At 40.3% G+C, this 18,326-nt stretch carries 14 protein-coding genes and 2 pseudogenes; 11 read left to right on the top strand and 5 right to left on the bottom strand.

Translation table 11 applies throughout. From position 1 onward, the window contains the following. Positions 1 to 134 precede the first annotated feature (134 nt). The 5 genes from V7K44_RS25670 to V7K44_RS25650 all read left to right on the top strand — a co-directional run bounded on the left by V7K44_RS25670 (position 135) and on the right by V7K44_RS25650 (position 3,254). Complete coding sequence (locus V7K44_RS25670) at positions 135 to 386, top strand: hypothetical protein (RefSeq protein WP_334935680.1); 252 nt, start codon at positions 135 to 137, stop codon at positions 384 to 386. A gap of 2 nt (positions 387 to 388) precedes the next feature. Further along, a complete protein-coding gene (locus tag V7K44_RS25665) occupies positions 389 to 796 on the top strand; it encodes a type II toxin-antitoxin system VapC family toxin (RefSeq protein ID WP_334935678.1) in 408 nt (135 codons plus the stop codon). 443 nt (positions 797 to 1,239) lie between these two features. Then, positions 1,240 to 2,208 (top strand): sodium-dependent bicarbonate transport family permease, encoded by a 969-nt coding sequence (locus tag V7K44_RS25660; RefSeq protein ID WP_334696749.1) that lies wholly within the window; start codon positions 1,240 to 1,242, stop codon positions 2,206 to 2,208. Between the two features lie 4 nt (positions 2,209 to 2,212). Next, on the top strand, positions 2,213 to 2,524 hold the full coding sequence (locus V7K44_RS25655; protein ID WP_334935675.1) for a P-II family nitrogen regulator: 312 nt from the start codon (positions 2,213 to 2,215) through the stop codon (positions 2,522 to 2,524). Positions 2,525 to 2,540: 16 nt separating this feature from the next. Continuing rightward, positions 2,541 to 3,254 (top strand): carbonic anhydrase, encoded by a 714-nt coding sequence (locus tag V7K44_RS25650; RefSeq protein WP_334935673.1) that lies wholly within the window; start codon positions 2,541 to 2,543, stop codon positions 3,252 to 3,254. Positions 3,255 to 3,338: 84 nt separating this feature from the next. Here the strand turns inward: V7K44_RS25650 and V7K44_RS25645 are convergent, their stop codons facing one another. After that, entirely contained in the window at positions 3,339 to 5,063 is a 1,725-nt protein-coding gene (locus tag V7K44_RS25645; protein WP_334935672.1) for a sensor histidine kinase, read from the bottom strand. Between the two features lie 975 nt (positions 5,064 to 6,038). On the opposite strand from V7K44_RS25645, the gene V7K44_RS25640 reads away from it, so the two are divergent. Continuing rightward, the gene (locus V7K44_RS25640; RefSeq protein ID WP_334935670.1) at positions 6,039 to 6,476 is read left to right on the top strand and encodes a CAAD domain-containing protein; all 438 of its coding nucleotides are present in this window, start codon (positions 6,039 to 6,041) and stop codon (positions 6,474 to 6,476) included. A 225-nt stretch (positions 6,477 to 6,701) separates the two neighbouring features. Here the strand turns inward: V7K44_RS25640 and V7K44_RS25635 are convergent, their stop codons facing one another. Together V7K44_RS25635 and V7K44_RS25630 are read right to left on the bottom strand one after the other, a co-directional pair. After that, the gene (locus tag V7K44_RS25635) at positions 6,702 to 7,877 is read right to left on the bottom strand and encodes an S-layer homology domain-containing protein (RefSeq protein WP_334935668.1); all 1,176 of its coding nucleotides are present in this window, start codon (positions 7,875 to 7,877) and stop codon (positions 6,702 to 6,704) included. Between the two features lie 103 nt (positions 7,878 to 7,980). Further along, positions 7,981 to 8,730, bottom strand: a complete 750-nt coding sequence (locus V7K44_RS25630; RefSeq protein WP_334935666.1) for a Uma2 family endonuclease — start codon at positions 8,728 to 8,730, stop codon at positions 7,981 to 7,983. 261 nt (positions 8,731 to 8,991) lie between these two features. Here V7K44_RS25630 and V7K44_RS25625 point away from each other — a divergent pair, with 261 nt between their 5' ends. After that, the gene (locus tag V7K44_RS25625; protein ID WP_334935664.1) at positions 8,992 to 10,350 is read left to right on the top strand and encodes a sensor histidine kinase; all 1,359 of its coding nucleotides are present in this window, start codon (positions 8,992 to 8,994) and stop codon (positions 10,348 to 10,350) included. Between the two features lie 475 nt (positions 10,351 to 10,825). Here the strand turns inward: V7K44_RS25625 and V7K44_RS25620 are convergent, their stop codons facing one another. Continuing rightward, positions 10,826 to 12,322 (bottom strand): glycosyl hydrolase family 57, encoded by a 1,497-nt coding sequence (locus tag V7K44_RS25620; protein WP_334935662.1) that lies wholly within the window; start codon positions 12,320 to 12,322, stop codon positions 10,826 to 10,828. Between the two features lie 507 nt (positions 12,323 to 12,829). Here V7K44_RS25620 and V7K44_RS25615 point away from each other — a divergent pair. After that, on the top strand, positions 12,830 to 14,065 hold the full coding sequence (locus V7K44_RS25615) for a ScyD/ScyE family protein (protein WP_334935660.1): 1,236 nt from the start codon (positions 12,830 to 12,832) through the stop codon (positions 14,063 to 14,065). A 174-nt stretch (positions 14,066 to 14,239) separates the two neighbouring features. Here V7K44_RS25615 and V7K44_RS25610 read toward each other — a convergent pair whose 3' ends face one another. Beyond that, positions 14,240 to 15,061 carry an SDR family NAD(P)-dependent oxidoreductase gene (locus tag V7K44_RS25610; protein ID WP_334935658.1) on the bottom strand — a complete coding sequence of 274 codons (822 nt, stop codon included), beginning with the start codon at positions 15,059 to 15,061 and terminating at the stop codon, positions 14,240 to 14,242. A 1,075-nt stretch (positions 15,062 to 16,136) separates the two neighbouring features. On the opposite strand from V7K44_RS25610, the pseudogene V7K44_RS25605 reads away from it, so the two are divergent. The 3 genes and pseudogenes from V7K44_RS25605 to V7K44_RS25595 form a co-directional block, all read left to right on the top strand. Beyond that, positions 16,137 to 16,433 (top strand): annotated as a pseudogene (locus V7K44_RS25605) (transposase); the annotation flags it as partial. A gap of 898 nt (positions 16,434 to 17,331) precedes the next feature. Beyond that, positions 17,332 to 17,547 (top strand): annotated as a pseudogene (locus tag V7K44_RS25600) (ABC transporter transmembrane domain-containing protein); the annotation flags it as partial. Between the two features lie 76 nt (positions 17,548 to 17,623). Then, complete coding sequence (locus V7K44_RS25595; RefSeq protein WP_442940717.1) at positions 17,624 to 17,827, top strand: hypothetical protein; 204 nt, start codon at positions 17,624 to 17,626, stop codon at positions 17,825 to 17,827. Positions 17,828 to 18,326 lie beyond the last annotated feature (499 nt).

Genomic DNA, 18,326 nt, shown 5'->3' with positions numbered 1-18,326 from the left:
GCGTCACATCAATAGAGAGTCGCTATTGCCCAGGTTACAATATCCTAACGAAACTTGGTCAATAAAGATTGTGTGGGAATATTCTTAACCAGAATGGTACTGTATCATGATTTATGTAGAAGTAAGAAAAAGCTATGCTGTCAGTCAAAGGCACATTCCAAAACGGTGTAGTTCATCCTAACGAACCAATTGAAGGGCATGAGGGACAGTCAGTTATAATTGTGTTTGTTGAAGAAAACCGCACACCTCAGCCAGCAACGCCAGAAGACTCAGATTGGGGTAAGCTGAGGCAGTTGATTAAAAACTGTGCAGTTGATACAGATATTAGCGATTTGGCACAGCAGCATGACCATTATCTCTATGGAATGCCAAAGCGAGAATCATAACCTTGACGAAAGTTTTTGTAGATACAGCTGCCTGGATTGCTCTTCTTAATGTTAGGGATAATCTTCATCACCAGGCAAATGAGGTAATGGATAGACTTCTGCGCTTAGAAACGCCTTTGGTGACAACAGAGTTTGTACTATTGGAGGTTGCAGATGCTCTGTGTACACCAGTTAGCCGTATTCAGACAGTTGCTTTCATCAACAGTTTGAGAGTTTTAAAAAGTGTGCAAATCATCCCTTTCGACCAAAGATTGCTGGATGAAGGTTGGATGTTATACAGCCAGCGTCCTGATAAAGATTGGGGACTAACTGACTGTATTAGCTTTGCAGTGATGACACAGGAGGGGATTACTCAAGCCTTTACATCTGACCGGCATTTTGAGCAAGCAGGATTTACAAAACTGTTATAAATCAAAAAATACTGGGATTTAGACAAAGTTTGTGTTGTGGCAATTCATGAATTGCCATGACATACGTTAACTTTTCTACGTAGAAAACTTAGCCACTAGTTATTCCGGCGCGTTGTGTCGTAAAATCAGCCACGGGGAATCAAACATCAAAAAATAGTAGGCAAGCTCTAACTTGTTCTGTTATCAGCAGTAGGGGCAATTTATTAATTGCCCCTAAAGGTTTTCATGGGGACATGAGAATGTTCCCTAGCCCGTGGTTTATTTGCTTGTAAAACGCTGTACATACCTAACTGAGAGTATAGTCACCAATCGGACTATGCACTCCTTGAGTAACCAATTGACATTAGGTAACAATACACGATACATCATCATTGAACCGTTAAATTTTTAAAGATGAAAAATTTCTTTAATTGCAGGTTTTACCAGTATAAAGAGGGGTGGATATGGATTTTAGCTTAATTGTATCCAACATTTTGAATCCGCCAATCTTGTTTTTCTTTTTAGGCATGACTGCTGTTTTTGTCAAGTCTGATTTGGAAATTCCCCCACCAGTACCCAAACTCCTTTCGTTGTATTTGCTGTTTGCAATTGGTTTTAAAGGAGGGGTAGAACTAATCAAAAGCGGACTGAATCAGGAAGTAATCTTAACACTCCTGGCAGCAATGTTGATGGCTTGTTTTGTTCCAATTTATACCTTTTTTATCTTAAAGTGGAAACTGGCTACTTACGATGCTGCGGCGATCGCAGCAACCTACGGTTCTATCAGTGCCGTTACTTTCATCACTGCTGGCGCTTTTCTCACTGAGCTTGGTATTCAGTATGATGGTTACATGGTAGCAGCTCTTGCCCTGATGGAATCTCCGGCGATCATTGTTGGTTTGATTTTGGTGAGTATATTCACCGCCGATGAGAAGCGAGAGTTTGCTTGGTCGGAAGTTTTGCAAGAAGCATTTCTTAATAGTTCAGTTTTTCTACTAGTCGGTAGCCTCTTAATCGGCGTCTTGACAGGAGAACGTGGTTGGCACGTATTAGAACCCTTTGCTCAAGGGTTGTTTTATGGCATTCTCACCTTCTTTTTATTGGATATGGGACTGGTGGCTGCCAGAAGAATTAAAGACTTGCAAAAAACCGGAGTTTTCCTGATTTTATTTGCCATACTAATTCCAATACTCAATGCAGGCATTGGGTTAGCGATCGCCAAATTCATCGGTATGCCTCCGGGAAATTCGCTGTTATTCGCTGTATTGTGTGCCAGCGCTTCTTACATTGCTGTGCCGGCGGCGATGCGGATGACTGTTCCCGAAGCAAATCCCAGCCTATATGTTTCTACCGCTCTAGCAGTCACATTTCCGTTCAATATTATTGTGGGAATTCCGCTATATCTCTACGGAATTAACCTATTCTGGAGGTAATAATATGCACGTAGTTAAAAGGATAGAAATTATCGCCAACTCCTTTGAGCTTGCCAAAATTTTAGATAATTTAGACAAGTCCGGTGTACATAGCCATGCCGTCATTAGAAATGTTGTTGGTAAAGGATTACGAGGAACGACAGAAGATTTAGACATGACCATGCTTGATAATGTTTACATCCTCGCATTTTGTATGCCAGAAGAACTCAAGCGTGTTGTCGAAAATCTCAGACCACTCCTGAATAAATTCGGAGGTACTTGTTATGTTTCCGATGTGATGGAAATTCGCTCTGTCAGATGTATTGCGTCGATTTAAGAGAGTGATAAATTCAATGAAGCATTTCATAGAACGTCGTGACTTTTTGAAGTTGGGAATGACCGGGGCATTTGGGATGATGCTATCTACCAGCGATTTTCTCTGGCGGGTAGAACAGGCGAAAGCTGCCGAAATTCCCTCAACTTCTGCTGAATCCCTCAATCCCGATGCCGCCTTACAAAAGCTGATCGAGGGAAATCAGCGATTTGTCGATCATCATCCCAAATACCCCGATCAATCTGAGCTGCGGCTGCACGAAGTTGCTCAAGCTCAACATCCATTTGCAACCATCCTTAGTTGTGCGGATTCACGAGTCCCCGCAGAAATTGTTTTCGATCAAGGCATTGGAGATATTTTTGATGTGCGGATTGCCGGAAATATTGCCACACATGAAGCGATTGGTAGTATTGAATATGCAGTTGTCTTATTAGGTTCTCCGCTGCTGATGGTGATGGGCCATGAGCGTTGTGGCGCAGTAACCGCAGCTGTCCAAAAGGAATCATTACCTGGTGATATTAGTACTTTTGTTAAGGCAATTAAGCCAGTCCTGAAAAGGGTCAAGGATCAGCCGGGTGATGCAGTTGAAAACGCTGTGGTGGCAAATGTGCAATATCAAATTGAACGATTGCAGCGATCAAAGCTTTTAACTAAGCAGGTGGAGTCGGGCAAATTGAAAATTGTCGGGGGTCGTTACGACTTGGATACAGGGAGAGTGACTATTATTACTTAATGCGGCAAATGAGGGAGCAGAGGAAGAATATATTACCTTATTATTTCCCTCATCCCTCCCAATCGCCAATCCCCAGTCCCCAATTCAATCCTGCACAGTCATTGGCAGACGAATAGTAAAAGTAGAGCCAATTCCCGGCTGACTTTTGACAATAATTTCACCACCCATCATCTGGCAAAAGTGGCGGCTAATTGCCAACCCCAATCCCGTACCTCCATACTTTTTCGTAGTCGAGGTATCTCCTTGTGTAAAAGGTTGAAATAACTGCTGCTGTTGACGGTTAGACATACCGATACCTGTGTCGGTAACGGTGAAAATAATGCTCCCCAAAGGAGCCTCCGGTCGAAATTCATCCTTTTCTATGTTGACTGTCAGCGTCACCTTGCCGTTTGTAGTGAATTTACTGGCGTTGCTGAGTAAGTTTAACAATACCTGCCGCATCCTAGTTTGATCGGCATACATGGTGCCAAGTTGCTCATCAAAATCCACTTCTAAAACATTGGCATTTTTTTCTATAGCTGGTTTGACTGTGAGAACAACGTTATGAATCAGCGTTGCAATCTCAAATGTCTCAGGATACAGGGTCATTTTCCCCGCTTCGATTTTTGACAAGTCGAGGATTTCGTTAATCAAGTGCAGTAGATGCTTACCAGCAGCGTTAATTGTTTCTAAATCTGTGATAAAATCTGCCGATAAACCAAGATCGGTAGCGTCGTCTTCTAGAAGTTGGCTTAAGCCAATGACAGCATTTAATGGTGTGCGTAATTCGTGGCTGACATTGGCCAAAAATACGCTTTTTGCTTTGCTAGCAGCTTCGGCTAATTCTTTAGCTTGTTGTAGTTCTTTTGTTCGCTGAGATACTCGCTCAATCAGATGATTTAGAGATTTGGCGAGTAGGCCAATTTCATCTTCAGTGGTGACGGGCGCTCGTAAATCGAAATTATGTTTCCTGGCAACTTGTTCAGCTACTTGGGTTACAGTGATCACTGGTTCAGCGATCGCCCGACTGGTACGCCAAGCTACAATAGCTGCGATCGCTACCGAAACCAGCATACTCACAATCACGATGAATCGCTCAACTATTCTCGCCTGCTCAACCGCTCTTTGCCTTTCTTGCTCTTGATCTTCAGCAGTTTGCAGGATGTTAGTCAAGCTTTGAGAAAGCTGATCTAGTTGCATGGCTGTTTCACCACGCATTATTGTTAATAACTGCGATCGGGCAGAGGAAATCTGCTGAGGCTGCACTTTTTGAGAGTCAATTTTCTCTAAGACGACCTCGATTTGGTCAACGTAGGCATTTAAATTATTTTTGTAATCCAGCAATAACGTCTGTAAAGTCGAACTTGTTGCTGCTAGTCTTTTAGGTTTACTATCGAGAAATCCGCCAATTTTTGACTCTAGTTGCTTGGCTTTTTCAACATTCTTCAGAAAATCAGCTTTTTTGTTTTGCAGTTGTTGTGAATTTTCTAATACAGCAACTAGGTTAGAACTATGTAATTGCGCCCCTACTACTGCATCTTTATAATTACTCAGTAGTTGTCCTTGTTCATAAGCTTGATTAAATTGTCTAACTTCCCTTCCCCGGTAGTAATTAGCAATCACTAACCCAGTCAGTGAGCCAAAAAAGCCAATTCCAATAGCTACAAAGTACCCATAGCCAATTTTTTGATGGATACGCCAAGAACTAGCTTTGAGTTTCCCTCGTGAAGGAAATTCTATAGTTGGGAGTTCGTCTGTCGATGGCTCTTCGGCTGACACTTTTTTGCTTTCTGAACTGCTGTAGATAGGGGTTGGCTTTTGAGTTGGCATTTCTCAAACCTCCTTGCCTTCCCGCAAAAATAATCAAATTAGTCTAGATTGTCAAAATACCTTAATTTAGTCATTAACATCTACATTATCTTCTTTTATTGCAAGAGCAAATCATTGCTTGCGAGATAATTAGCATCATCTTAGATAATATAAGTAATTTTTACAACAAATTTTATAAGTATAATTACTAAGTTTAATAGAATTTACTTTTTTTAGGAGCAACAATATAGTTTCCTGCACTAAAGACCCTCGTGAGAGCGTCTTTTCCCTACTACACTACTTTCCACAATATGCGGTTGATAGCAAGCAATGAGTTCTTGCGATCGCCTACGCCATTACTCTACCTTATTGCTTCCTTATAAAATTAATACAATCAGGAGAAAAACAAAAGGTTTGATACTTCTTGGGGATTAGGGATTGGGCAAAAGAGTGCTGAGTTTTGTTTATCTCCTTGCCTCCCTAATTCCAGGCACTTATATCATAAAACAGCTTAGAAGTCTAGTCTATATGAACACAGAAAAATTTTTATTACGTATTAATATCAATACGAATGCGTTAATTGACGAACGCGGCTTAAGATAGCTTTAATATCGGCTAAAATCGGCTTCTAGGCTTATATAAATGAGAAGCGGAGTTATTTTTGCATGATTTGTACTTAGATTTAGTACGATTATGAGCAAATGACACGGAATGGGATAATCACAACCTGAGGATTCCGGTTGATTCCAAAAATAGAACTCAGGAAGTTGATTATAATACATCCTGCTGCCTTCTGAGTTCTATCCTCCTACTGACTGTCTACCTTGTAGTTGATGCAGTAGATAGTATGGGGCAAGTATGGTTATAGGACACTAAAATCTTTTTGTGCCTTTCACCAAATTGTACTGATTCGCAAGTACATTACCTAATCAACAACCTTTTGGTTGTAATTATCCAGATTAGAAAAACTCAACTGTCAAATTAATAGGAGTGAAAATGCCAGAACAAGAATTTACCGAAACCGCATCTAAAGAGGCTACAGTGGCAGAGATCAACAGCCAAACAGGAACCATCACCAAACTCCAGCCTCCGGCACAGCCTCAAGATGAATGGGTAAAATACGGGGAGCAAGTTTCTACCTTTTTAGCAACATTACCAGATTATCTGGGAAGCTTCTTTAATCAATATAAGCAACCCCTGGTGACAGTTGGTTTAATTGTAGGATCAATTGTTGCCGTTAAAGTACTCTTGGCAATATTAGATGCTTTGAATGATATCCCTTTGGTAGCACCTACTTTTGAGCTGATCGGTATTGGTTACTCTGCCTGGTTTGTTTACCGCTATTTACTCAAAGCCTCAACCAGGAAAGAGTTAACTAGTGAAATCACCACTCTTAAATCACAAGTTGTCGGTAAACAAATTCCAGAAGCTTAATATCTAATTATCGCTTCTCTATGAGACGCTACACGTAGCTTGCTCCTGTGAGAAGTACGCTCTAATTCCAAATCATGAAGTCTGAATGCCGGAAGTCGGCGTTCAGACTTATCTCAAAATTCCTGACGAAATTTTTAACAATTTGTAATATCAAGACTACACCCATAACGCTAGTACCCGTAGAAGTCGCTGCCTGCGATCCTTGGTTTAATTACGAATTAGTAATTATTGTTGAGGCGAACCTCCGGTGGTCAATTTAGCTTTTGGGGTCGGTTTTTTTGGACTCTGTGGAAGTTCTGGAGATATTTTAGGCGATGCCTGCGGCGGGCTACTCCTGCGCACTATATTAGGAGATGTAATTGCCGACAGTTTGCCCCGTTTGACTAAAGCTTGATGAATCATTGCCGCCACTTCTGCCCGACTAGCTACTTTGTTGGGATCGAGGACTTGGGGATTTGGGTAGTTAACTACCAGACCATTTGTTGTAGCGGCAGCTATTTTACTGATAGCATAAGGCGGAATGTCTTTAGCATCTTTATAGACACTGATAATCTGATTTGGGGAAGTAGGTGCTTTCAAATTCAACCCACTGACAAGGGCAACTAAAACTTGCACTCGCGAAATATTTTGTTGTGGTTTGAAGGTTTTTTTCGGGTAGCCCTTGAGAAATCCGGCACTGATGGCTTGGTCAATTGCTGAAGTTGCCCAGAATTTTGTTGGTACATCTTGAAATGCGATCGCAGTCTTAGACGGTTCTTGGTCGAAGGCTTTTTCTAGTATGGCAGCAAATTCGGCGCGATTTACAGGCTGATTTGGTCTAAAAGAATAATCAGGAAACCCTTTAAGAATCCCACGGGCAGAAAGAACGTCTATAAAACGCCGACTCCAAAAGTCATTGGGCACATCATTAAATGCAATTGGCGGCGGAATGATTGATTTTGGTTTTGCCGGAGTTACTAAAGGCAACGCTGATGATTTGAGTGATGACTCAAGTTCTGTTGCAGGGGATACAGGCGTTTGTGGTTGTGGGGATGGAGTTGGAATTACCAGAATAGATGGTAACATTGCGCGGTAAGGAGTTGTGCTGTTAGTTGGGAATGAAGGTGTCTTGGGTTCAACAACAGCTTCAGGTAAAGAATAGGGCAAAACGTTGTCGGGGACTACATAAGGTTCTACCTTGGCAGTAGGAGAGGGCAATACTGGATTTGGTCGAACACTAAGAGACGGAGTGGAGGAAGGCAACAGCAGCCCGTTTAAGTTCCAACTAGAATCTCTGCGGGACAATGACCAAAAAAGAATCGCTCCGATAGTGGTGAACGCAACCAGAATGGCTATAAATTCATCAAAGCCAAGGGCAGTTTTTTGAGATGACTCCGGTTCGGAAGGAGGTCTATTTGTCATCGTGATTACCCTGGTAGCAGTAAAAATTTGTGTCTAAACAAATTAAGCCACAGATGACTCTTTTACACCAGCCCTTTTTTAATTCGTAATTCGTAATAATATATCAGGTTTCTGGTTCAATACCGAGCGATCGCAATTGGGCAGCTAGGCGTTCGGCTCTTTGGGATTCCTGTTCTGCTCTTTCATCCCCACTCAACAACAAATTACCTTGTAAATCCCACCAACGCAGCCAGGGTAATTCCACATTCTGATAAACTCCCTGCCATAAACCTAATTCAACACCCAAAGCAACTATAGGATAATGTCCTCGTTCATTTGCTGGTAAAACTTGATACTGTCCTTCAATTAGATGATAAACTTCTAGGCTGGCTTTACTCGCTTCATAAATGCCGTAGAAGGCAGGACGAATCACCTGCTCATAAATCCAAAATTTACCCTTCAAAGGAGTTTTATCCCGTTCTTCACTACCGTCCCCAGAGACAAATTCTAAGACAATCAACGGGGCAATAAACTCTCGCCACATCACATAAGAACGTCGCGTTTGCCCATTGAGCAAAAATGGTACATTCGGTACATAAAACCAATCTGGTGCTTCTGCGCCTTTTTCAAGGGGATCGGTTAAACGCCAATAAATTCCTAAGTCCTGTCCTATACAATATTCAGCTTCAGGATTTAATTGCTTAAGAATGGGTGTAATAGAGTCAGTTAGTAGGATGCTTTGAGGATGCTCTTGCCAATTTTTGCCTCCGACACGCTCCGCGAACACGAACGTACCATTGGACTCAGGAAGTTGAGTATGATCTGGGAATGGGAAAGGAGCGAGGGCGTTGGGTGGATTGGTTACAGAGGTCATAACGCTACCTTTGCACTCTTCGTAAAGGTTATTTTTAGTTTAACTTGCGTAGGCGTAGCCCGTCGTAGACATCGCTTTCTCAATATTCTCCACCCAGATTCTAAATTGCACGCCAATTACTTCCAGTCGCCTGAGAAAGATTTTCAGCTTGACAGATCAGTAGTTTTATTAGATACCTAAACTAAAATCGGATTTTGAGGGTGGCAGAATGTAAAATATTAACTTATTCTTTACCTGTCTTTGAAAAAATCAGGGTGTCTAGTGCCAGAAGAATTTAGTTGCCAAATCTCACCGCCATTTTTGTCTGAGGGTAGCGATCGCGATCTTGGTTTAGATTCAACCCTCCAAGAACTACCAATGTATAATTTCTCGGTGGAAATCAGCCACACCGGGATGGAAGTGGCTAGTTTTTTGGACAAATACCCCTTGCTACCAGGAGTAATTTTGGTAGAACAGGGACATTTCATTGGGATGATTTCGCGACAGCGACTACTAGAATTTTTGATTCGTCCATTCGGACAAGAGTTATTTGTTCAGCAACCATTAGCTGTTCTCTACAGCTATGTGCGGACATCGATGTTGCTTGTTACTGATACAACATCGATTTTAACAACAATGCAACTTAGCCTAAAGCGATCGCCAGAATTATTAGCAGAACCAATTGTAGTAGAAACCGAATCTGGTGCTTATAGATTGTTAGATGTCCAAGAATTGAATATTATTTCTTGGCAAATTCGAGGAATCGACAATCTGATCCGCTATGAACGCAGTCAAGCCCAAATGATTCAAAATGATAAAATGGCAAATTTGGGGCGTTTGGTAGACGGCGTAGCCCACGAAGTTTTAGACCCAGTGGGTTTTATTTGGGGTAACATAATCTATGTTTCAAACTACAGTCAAGATTTACTCAAACTAATCGCCGCTTACGAGCAAGAGTTACCATCAGTTTCTCCGGCAATTAATCAGATTAAAGAAGAGATTGAATTTGATTTTTTAGAACAAGATTTGTCGCGATCGCTTGCTAGCATTCGCACGGGCGCGGAAAGATTAAAAAAACTCGTTACTAGCTTGCAAAACTTCTGTCATATTGATGAACTTTTTCCTAAACCAGTAGATTTACACGCTTGTATAGATAGCATTATTTTATTAATTAATAGCCGCCTTCAAGGAGAAATCGAAATAGTCAAATACTACGGTCAATTACCCCCAGTGTATTGCTTTATGGGGCAATTTAACCAGGTTTTGATGAATATTTTAAGTGAAGTTGTGGATACTTTACTGAATGAAGCAGTGCGACAGCAGTTACATTTAGAAGAGACAAAGACTGTTCAAAAACCGCGAATTGAGATTACCACAGAAGTTATATCACAAGAAGCGAGCAACCCAGATGCACCAGATTCTCGCTGGGTTTTAATTCGCATTGCTGACAATGGCTCTGGAATGTCTGAAGAATTGCAACAGCAAATTATGGAGTCTTTTTCTCTGGAAACAAAGAATGGTAAAAATACTGGTTTAGCAGTAAGTTATCGAATTATCACTGTGAGACATGGCGGAAAATTAAATTTCCATTCACAGATTGGTATAGGTACAAAATTTGAAATATTGTTACCTCTCGTGTAAGAAGATGTATTGAGAAAAATAACTCACATATAACAATTTTTTGAAATAAACAATTGCTCAAATACTGATTATGAAATCAGCATGAGAGCGTGTTGAAGTTATTCTTTTATAAAGGTACAAAAATACCCCACCCTAACCCTCCCCTTTCTAAGGGGAGGGAATTAGATTTGCTTAATCCCCCCTTGTAAAGGCAGGGCTGTTTCATTCGATCTCTTAAGGATTTTGTCAAGAGTATGAGTCAGAAATTTGCTTGAGTGGGAGAAATAAAAACTACCACCTCAACCAGTAAATTTAAGTGTGAACGCCATTTTCTTGCCCAATCAAATTTTTTAGTCACTTGATTTTTTTGCTTGAAACGCTTGTAAATCAGCGCCTTTTAGGGAATGAAACAGCCCTGCTTTTTTAAGGGGGTTTAATTCTCTAATTTTTAAGGAGGATCAAGTCTTAAGAATCGATATGCGTTCCAGCCTCCAATTCAATTCATCTGCAATAAGTTTTCGCCACGTTGGTAAATTTCCCGTGCGTGATCAGTCCAAGCACCTTGTCCCCAATAACGAAAACAACTGGTTTGCAGCAAAAGGTTATGTAGAAGAACGTTACGGTATTGAGACTGTTTCGTAATAGCTTCTGCTGAGTCAGTTTGCAGCAATGGATCAAACTTCTGATGGAATAAACTACTTAATTGATACATGGGAGACAACACATTTTCATATCCTTTTACCCAACTGATATGATTTGTCCACGAGGCTCCATCCAGATGAAAATTAGAGTTTATTTGCTTTAATTCTTGAATGGCATTCTCTACAGCTTCCGGTTGAATATTATCTGGTGAAATTCGCTGCCAAATTTGATGTTGTCCCACTGGCTGACAAGTTGGATAATCTTCAGGTTTGCATCCAGCAGCTTCGATTAATTCTAAATATTCTGTACCACATATCCCAACTACACCTGATTTTCCTCCCCCGTTATTTACCATATCCCACCAAGCTTGTTTAAAAGCGCTAGGAAATTCATTCATCATCACGCCGCCATTTTCACCATCGCCAATTTGGCTAACTATTGGTGGTACAGACACACTACCAAGTTGTTGTTTTGATAATGTTTTTGCTTCATAATAAGGTTGCATTTGTGCAACTAATTTGGTATCCGAACCTTGGGTTTTAATTAAAGCTGTGATGCTAATTGTTTCGCCTTGAGAATTACGGGCAACCAAACGATGTGGTAAATGTTTATAAGTGAGAGATTGACCAGTAAGAGTTTCTACAGAATGTTCTTGAACAAGTAGCCAGCGATATCCACATTCTTTCAGCGCTTTCACAAATTCAAAAAGAGCATCAGGGTGATTGGGTAGGTGCATTTCTGGGGGCGAAAATCCTTTGACTCGCGCTAATGCTTCCCAGCCAAAAATTGCCGCAAAGTGATGTTGCCATGCAACGATATGTAATTTGATATCTGCTATGGGTGTGGAAGGAATAACTGCATGACCCCACATTGTACCCAGCCATTCTACATAAGGTTGGTAGGTTGGATCGCAAGTAATCCGTTTAAGATTATCCAGAACATCACCGCGTCCCATTTGCCGCAGTCCCCACAGCAGATTACCAGAGTAATCCAACATCACACGCGGATTGCAACCTTGATTTACAAGTTCGGGGATCAAGTCACCCATGCGGCTGTAACAATGGGCAAAAGGATCTGCATTGTGGTTATCCCCTTCATGAGGATGTTCAAACATATATTGCAGATTACTGATGAGTGTACCGCCATTTCCAGCAGGTATAGTTGGCTGGTGCATGTGTAAGGCGATCGCAAACACAGCATTTATGTCTTCTAAGCGGAGATTTGTTGTTGGTAAAAATACTGGTCGATCCTGGTTAACCACAGAGAGAACCTCTGTTTCCCAACCAGAAATATTCGGCAAGCCATCAATGATTTCGGGCAAAGGAGCCAGGGTTGTGGGGAAGGAAAGCATTTCTGATTGCTCCGAAACAAGGTATGTCTAATTATGCGATCGCACAGCAATTTCTGAACTGCAACTTTATGTATTGATGCAAACTGCGATCGCCTTGTAGTCCCGCAATATCTATGTAATTCAACAGTTTTAATATCACACTTACTTAAAACCGTTAGAAAATATACATCAATCCTATTTAATTTTGTTGCTATAAGCGTACATCTCTACACCACTACAGATGATTCATTATGTTGCAAAGATTTTTGAAAATGGTATGATACAACTCGAAATTAAAAAATTTAGATTTAATTTAAGTAAGTTGGTATCATAAGCCAAACTCTATAAAGAGAGACAAACGAGGCTATAACCCTCTTTTATTCTGCCTCATGCCTTATCCCAACGACAAATTTTTAGGTTTGAATCTGTTGCCTTCTTTTAGAAAATTGGTATAAATATTAACTAATTAAAAAAATCTCAAACTTCTCTATCTTTCATTTACGCAAATTTAATTTTAGGAGGGGTCTAATGAAACTAAAACAATTTGGAATTACATTTTTGAGTGTTTGTATTGCTGCTTTTTCAGGAATAAAAGCAGCAGAAGCGGCATCATTTTCAGTAATTGCCGACGATCTTAATAGTCCACGGGGTCTAAGTTTTGGCCCTGATGGCAGCCTCTACGTCACAGAGGCAGGAACAGGCGGAAGTGGAGCTTGTGTTCCTTCACCGAGTGCCGCAGGTCAATCTTTATGTTATGGCACAACTGGTGCAGTGACAAAAATTAGAAATGGTACACAAGAGCGTGTACTTACAGGACTTCCTTCTTTAGCATTACCAGATGGTACTGATACTGCTGGGCCTCATGATATAAAATTTGATGCCAGTGGCAAGCCTTATATTGCAGTTGGGTATGCTTCTAATCCCACATTTCGCGCCACATTAGGTAACACTGACTTAGGAAAAATCATCACTGCTAATTTCAAGACAAATTCCTGGACTAGTGTCGCTGATTTAGCTAATTATGAACTTGTAAATAATCCCGATGGAGGCGATGTAATTAGCAATCCCTTCTCTCTTCTTTTAAATGGAAATAATATTGTTGCAGTTGATGCTGGTGCTAATGAGTTACTCAGTGTAGGTACTGATGGAAGTAATTTGAAAGCGATCGCCACAATTCCCCGGCAGACATTAGCTAATCCAGTTTTCCCCTCTGGTGCATCGTCATCGCCATTTGAAATCCAACCAGTACCCACAAATGTCGCCAAAGGGCCAGATGGCGCTTATTATATTAGCCAATTAACTGGTTTTCCTTTTCCAGAAGGTGAAGCAAAAATATATCGAGTTGGTTCTGATGATAAACCAACAGTTTATACCGACGGCTTGACCCAACTTACTGACTTAGATTTTGATACAGAGGGTAATTTATATGCTTTGCAGTACGCTAATCAGTCACTCTGGAAAGGTAATCTAGATGGTTCTGTAATTAAAATAGCGAGGGATGGAACTCGCACAACTATTCTTAGTGGCAATGGATTAGAGTCTCCTACTGCTTTGACTATTGGTGCTGATGGTGCTATTTACGTGACAAACCGAGGCGATAGCCCTGGACAGGGACAAGTTATCAAAATTGAGAATCCCAAGTCTGTTCCTGAATCTAGTTCTACTTTCAGCTTATTAGCATTTCTTGGCACTGTGAGCGTTATGTTGCACAAGGGTAAAGCCAAGGGACTTCCAACTAAAAAAATAATCCCATCGCTTTGGTGAGCAGAGGAAGCAGGGGGCGCAGGGGAAGCAGGGGAGGAAGAATCTAACGATATCTTCGCTCCCAAAATTGAATAATTTAATTTCTGGAAATCCCCAAAGACTGAAGATTTCGGGCAAGTTTGTTCAGGAATGCTGAGTGTTCAGTCAGCGATCGCCCTCGGTGTCTCCCCTTCTCTACGAGACGCTACGCGAAGGGATAAGTTTTTCGATCAGCCGTTGTCTGCTTGGTGCTGGCGGTGTCGCTATTCGTAAAACTAGCTCTAACAACCAAGGGGCGAGGCGTTGACACAACACGGCTAAATGACTTTGCCATCCAACTAAAATTTCTGATGAATCATTCTGCATTCCGGTGACGAGTGCTTTAGCCACTTGCTGGGGAGTCATGGGGATCGCCCAGCGAAATAATTTTAAGTCGCGCACCATGTCTGTGTCTGTCAGGGAAGGCAGTAATGCAATGACGCGAATATTGTGTTCAGCTAATTCTTGGCGCAAGGCTTGGGTAAATCCTAAGATGGCAAACTTGGTTGCTGAGTATGTCGCCATCGTTGGTGCTGCAACTTTCCCCATTAAGCTCGATACATTGACAATTGTCCCTTGTCTTTGGCTGGCCATGCGTCGAGCAATCAAACTAGTGAGGTTGTACATCCCTAACAAGTTCACAGAAATTTCTTCTTGAACTTGAGGCATTTTAGATTGCAGAAATGAATTTTGGTATGCGACTCCCGCACAATTAACCAGCAGGTGAATCTGTCCATAATTGCGCCACAGTTGGGCAACAGCGATATTTACTTCTATTGTCTGCGTTAAATCTAAAGCCACGATCGCAGCTTCTGTACCCATCGCCTCGATTTCGTTGGCTACCTCCACTAACTTGCGGCGATCGCGTGCTATCAATATCATCCGCTTGATGCCTTGTTGCGCTAATTCGAGGGCGATCGCTCGTCCAATCCCACGCGAAGCCCCTGTAATTAGGGCAACTTTACCTTGAATCTCCATTAGTTTTATTCTCCAAAATTTAAGTCTTACCAAACTCTTCGTTATTGCCGATACACACAAGCAAGAGCTACTTACTTGTCGGAACAAAGTAAGACAAATAATCAATCGCAATTGAAATCAAACTGAAACTAAGCCTTTAGCAATGAGACATTTCTTGGTTAATCTGCAATCCCTCATAGTTGTCTATATGAGGCAGAAATTTCTCGTTTTGAACCCGTCAAAGCCTAACACACTTGGCTGAATGGGTATAGCTCATAGATTTTATTTCTCCTAGATCCGAGCGTTCATCAGCATTGCTGTCATACACACGTTAGCAATTAAATCAAGCTATTGCAATATTCTTTAATAAGTATTTCTTAATACTTCTTAACGACAAGTATATATATATAAAATATTTTATTAAATAAGTTTTTATGAATCCCTCAGTACAAATATCTCACTTTCCTGACAAATAGCCCTGTTTGAGGAAATTGCGATATCTAATTCATGGTTTAGAAACAAAAAAGACATATAGAATTTTGGCTGATGGTTGCAATAGTTGGAAGTCTCAACTAACTCATATAATTGCAACAGTATATTTACTGTTTTCTTGAAAAGAAAGGTTAATGGCTTTTATTTCTTGAAAATAATCAAATAGAGCTAGATCGTTGTCTGAAATTATTTGCCAAAACTTTAGGATAAATACTAATTTCTTTAGGTTTAGCTTTGAGTTCATCCAAGTAATGCTTGAGACTTGCCTCGTCGATAGCAAACTTCAATCATTCTCGAACACTAAGATTCCCAACTTCTTTAATAAATCGGGCATCTAACTGCAAGTCAACATGATTCCTAATTGATGATTCTGCCGAAAACTACACTCCGTGTATTTACGTAATTATTAATTATTACCCCACAGTTAAATCGACTTACTCACAGCCAAGATAGATATCAATACTGCTCGGTTAAGAATATTTGTAAGTTTAGTTGAGCGTAAGCGTTACCCAAAATCACGAATCTCTAGTTTTACTTTCCCATTTTTGGTAAATAAGACTGACGATAATTGTTCTTAGCCATCAGCCTAGCCTGACGCTTTGTCCACTGTTTTTGTAAGCATTGGGGAATTGAAAACTCTGTTCATTGGACATTGGATGTCACATTCAGTGAGGATGAATCTCGAATTCGTTCTCTGCACAGCCCACAGAATTTTGCTTTGTTACGTCGCATTGCCCTCAATGCCTTAGAGCGAGAATCATCTTTCCACCGCAGTATTCGCCAAAAGTCACGGCGAGCGGCTATGAATAATTCAGTATATGGTTTCTCTGTTAGCTTCTGCTCTCCCAAACTCAACACGCGAGCTATAATCCACCTGTCAATAGGGTTTGAGACGCGCTAGCCCTGGTACGTATTATGCTGAAATTTTAATTAAAATCCGTAATTTACCTTGAAAATCAAGGCTTGTAGGCATTTATATAATAGACGGACTTATCATCCATATCATTCTATGCCGCATAGTTGTGTAAAAAATTAATGTATAAATGGTTTTAAAATATATTTTTTTGTTAAAAATTATCTATCAGGTGATTTTTAACAAAAAATTGCTAAAAAAACCTTAAGCTATTCAAATTTCAGGTTGAGCAGTGTAAGCTAGCCTATACAAATACAGCACTTCCGGCTATTATGAAGCACAATTTTCCCCATATCCCTTTCCTATCCTAACTTTTGAGACTGTGTGCGTACCTCATAGCAGACGGAAGTGCTGTATTATGCTCACAAGTATCGTTGGTAATAGCTTGACATATATTACAGTATGGGAGGTATAATACAAACGTTAAGTGCTTACTAGATTTTCGCTTGAAGATATTATACACTGGTAGTAAAAGGGTTCAGTGTGTAATCTATCAAGCAAGCTCAAACAACTATTGATTACCATGCAGTTTATAGTTTTTATAGCCCTCTACTTCCTCTAGACTACCTAAAGCTAGGCTTTTCCTTTTAGTGCTAGAGGTTGCTTTTTTTAAGACCGAGGCTATCCCGGTACCATTCCCCTAGAGCCGCAAAACCCTAGAGGAGTAATACGGGGGTTGATTACACATTGTGTAAATATCTGATTAACCTTGCAGGGTTAATCGGATATGCAGTTGTGATTTTTTTGCTGTCAGGCTCTGATCACACAACTGCAATGGATTAGGTTTGCCCATAATTTACGACTCAATGCAATTTATACAATTATGTCACACCATTTTCATCAAGACAAGGCTGTTAAAAATTTAGAGATGTTTGACAGTCTTTTGAAGACACTCATAGAAATCTTTATCACTTAGGTAGTAATCCAATTATTTGGACTGGTAACGCCAGTATTTACCCAGTTGTTGCTGGACAGAGTACTTGTGCAACGCAGTGTAACAACCTTAAACGCCATTGGTTTGGGGATGATTGTTTTTGGGTTGTTTGGTGTCGCTGTCAACGCTCTACGGCAATATCTTATATTTCATACTGCTAACCGCATGATATCGCAAAGATTTTCGTCTAGAGATTGTTGCGGCTGTATTTGCTGCTGCACCACCAGAGGCTCTTAAGCCGATTATGACTCCCAAGGGGGTGCATTTAATTTGGGTGGAAGAAGTTATTCAACCTCAATTAGATGAACAGTTGCGTCAAAAAATTATTACAGAATCATGTGCTGATTGGTTAAAGCAACAAATCAACGCTATGAAAATAGTTACTCACATCGACTCGGATGGCTTGCAGTCGGAATCCTTAGATATGTTATTCACCAAGACTAAATAGGTGATGAAATCTAACTAGTTATCCTGATTTAGAGGAAATTTATATCGGGTTCAAAAATGTTGTGAATGCCATTAATTATTACAAAAAAACTTAATAAATTTTCCTATTTAGTAGTTTGTAAAAACATACACAAACTGCTATTTTTCTGCGTTTAATAAATAGAATAAATAGCTGAAAACCTTGCTGAATAACGATAATTTTAATCAGTACCAAGTTTGCTATAAAATTTATCCTATGATTATTTATTAATTATATATGATGATTATTGGGTTATTACGAAACTAACTATTATTATCAAAATTCTCTAAAAAAGTATTGACTTTTGGGAGGAATCAACTATAGTAATTATGTAAGCAACACAGCAAGTTGCTTGCGCCAAAGATACGCAAACAACTTACAAATTCCAGGAGAAACTCAAATGATTATTTCTGATCTAAAGTACTTGGAAAATACCTCTGAAGAAGTTATTGGTGGTGCATTCTCGAGCACTGGTTTTGCA

This window comes from Nostoc sp., from assembly GCF_036917235.1.
Lineage (GTDB): Bacteria > Cyanobacteriota > Cyanobacteriia > Cyanobacteriales > Nostocaceae > Nostoc.
The sequence above is the reverse complement of the archived record's forward strand: the minus strand, read 5'-3'. Positions and strand labels throughout refer to the sequence as shown.

Excerpts from the sequence above, each read along its gene's own strand:
- V7K44_RS25630 (WP_334935666.1), bottom strand. The coding sequence starts at position 8,730 with ATGACCTCTGTAACCAATCCACCCAACGCCCTCGCTCCTTTCCCATTC.
- V7K44_RS25610 (WP_334935658.1), bottom strand. The coding sequence starts at position 15,061 with ATGGAGATTCAAGGTAAAGTTGCCCTAATTACAGGGGCTTCGCGTGGG.
- V7K44_RS25650 (WP_334935673.1), top strand. The coding sequence starts at position 2,541 with ATGAAGCATTTCATAGAACGTCGTGACTTTTTGAAGTTGGGAATGACC.
- V7K44_RS25595 (WP_442940717.1), top strand. The coding sequence starts at position 17,624 with ATGACTCCCAAGGGGGTGCATTTAATTTGGGTGGAAGAAGTTATTCAA.
- V7K44_RS25640 (WP_334935670.1), top strand. The coding sequence starts at position 6,039 with ATGCCAGAACAAGAATTTACCGAAACCGCATCTAAAGAGGCTACAGTG.
- V7K44_RS25635 (WP_334935668.1), bottom strand. The coding sequence starts at position 7,877 with ATGACAAATAGACCTCCTTCCGAACCGGAGTCATCTCAAAAAACTGCC.
- V7K44_RS25660 (WP_334696749.1), top strand. The coding sequence starts at position 1,240 with ATGGATTTTAGCTTAATTGTATCCAACATTTTGAATCCGCCAATCTTG.
- V7K44_RS25670 (WP_334935680.1), top strand. The coding sequence starts at position 135 with ATGCTGTCAGTCAAAGGCACATTCCAAAACGGTGTAGTTCATCCTAAC.
- V7K44_RS25620 (WP_334935662.1), bottom strand. The coding sequence starts at position 12,322 with ATGCTTTCCTTCCCCACAACCCTGGCTCCTTTGCCCGAAATCATTGAT.
- V7K44_RS25655 (WP_334935675.1), top strand. The coding sequence starts at position 2,213 with ATGCACGTAGTTAAAAGGATAGAAATTATCGCCAACTCCTTTGAGCTT.
- V7K44_RS25645 (WP_334935672.1), bottom strand. The coding sequence starts at position 5,063 with ATGCCAACTCAAAAGCCAACCCCTATCTACAGCAGTTCAGAAAGCAAA.
- V7K44_RS25615 (WP_334935660.1), top strand. The coding sequence starts at position 12,830 with ATGAAACTAAAACAATTTGGAATTACATTTTTGAGTGTTTGTATTGCT.